At 54.0% G+C, this 1,009-nt stretch carries 2 protein-coding genes; one reads left to right on the forward strand and one right to left on the reverse strand.

All coding sequences use genetic code 11. The features are described 5' to 3' along the window. Nucleotides 1-282: hypothetical protein (locus VN622_07575; protein HWR35711.1), on the reverse strand; the 282-nt coding region annotated here is incomplete at its 3' end. A gap of 421 nt (nt 283-703) precedes the next feature. Here VN622_07575 and VN622_07580 point away from each other — a divergent pair. After that, entirely contained in the window at nt 704-811 is a 108-nt protein-coding gene (locus VN622_07580; GenBank protein HWR35712.1) for a hypothetical protein, read from the forward strand. Nucleotides 812-1,009 lie beyond the last annotated feature (198 nt).

Below are 1,009 nucleotides of genomic sequence, written 5' to 3' on the forward strand. Positions count from 1 at the left end.
TCTGAAATCCGGTCCTTCGGCCAGCATGATATCGTTCTGGCGGACGAGGGCGCTGAGTAATACCCCGTTCGGGTTGTCGTTCACGTCGGCTTTCACCGCGATGCGGTGAGTGTTGGACTCCGTGAAATCGCCGCTGGGGCAATTGTCGCCGCTATAAGCGATAACTTCAAGATTGTAGGCCTTCTTCATGCCCGAGGGCAGGCCGTTGCCTTTTTGCGCCAGCATGGGCGCTACTCCGATCACAAGCACTACCAGGCTCAACAGCAGTTTACGACTTGTCATCCTTTGTTTCCCCTTTTACAGATTGAGCGTTGACACGCACTCACCCGCTCAATCGTGAGCGGCGCGGCCTTAAGTCCACACCGGTGGTTAAAGAGTGGTCCTCAGTACGCTGAGGCCCCGTTACATAGCGCGAATATCCGCGAATGTGAACTGCTCCCTGAAAATAGTGCATGTAGCGGCTGTTTGCAATATGGACCCAGTACGCAAAAACTGAAGACAAATGGATAAGTGTAGGTAAACATACTGCGGACGCAGGTGGCTCGCTCACTCACGCTGTTGAAGAAAGACAAAACAAAACGGCAATGCCAAAAGCTGATTCCGTGATTCCTACGCACCGTCGTCGAGTTGCGCCACTCCGCACTGGCGCCACTCGTCGTCCTGGGCGCTGCCCAATGGCATCACCGAAGGTTTCCACAACAAGATGGAAACCATCAGCCGGCAGGCGTACGGCTTCCGCAACTTTGAAAATTACCGGCAGCTAGAGCGGGTGCTGTGTGTGACTGTTCTTGGGATCGGGATTGGGCTCTAGATCATCAATGGGGGCAGGCCCCACCTCTGAACTGATAAAACATTCTTGAAAGGTAACGAGATTGCCCGGAAGTCCGTTGAAAGTAAGCGACCCTCGGAACTCATAGACTACGCGACCGCGACTCCCTTGGCAATTGGCTTTTTGGAAACGGCGTGCGCCATTGAGGACAGCAACATTGGAATCTGGCGGTAGCCGATA

The sequence above is a fragment of the Clostridia bacterium genome (genome assembly GCA_035561135.1).
GTDB lineage: Bacteria > Acidobacteriota > Terriglobia > Terriglobales > Acidobacteriaceae > DATMYA01.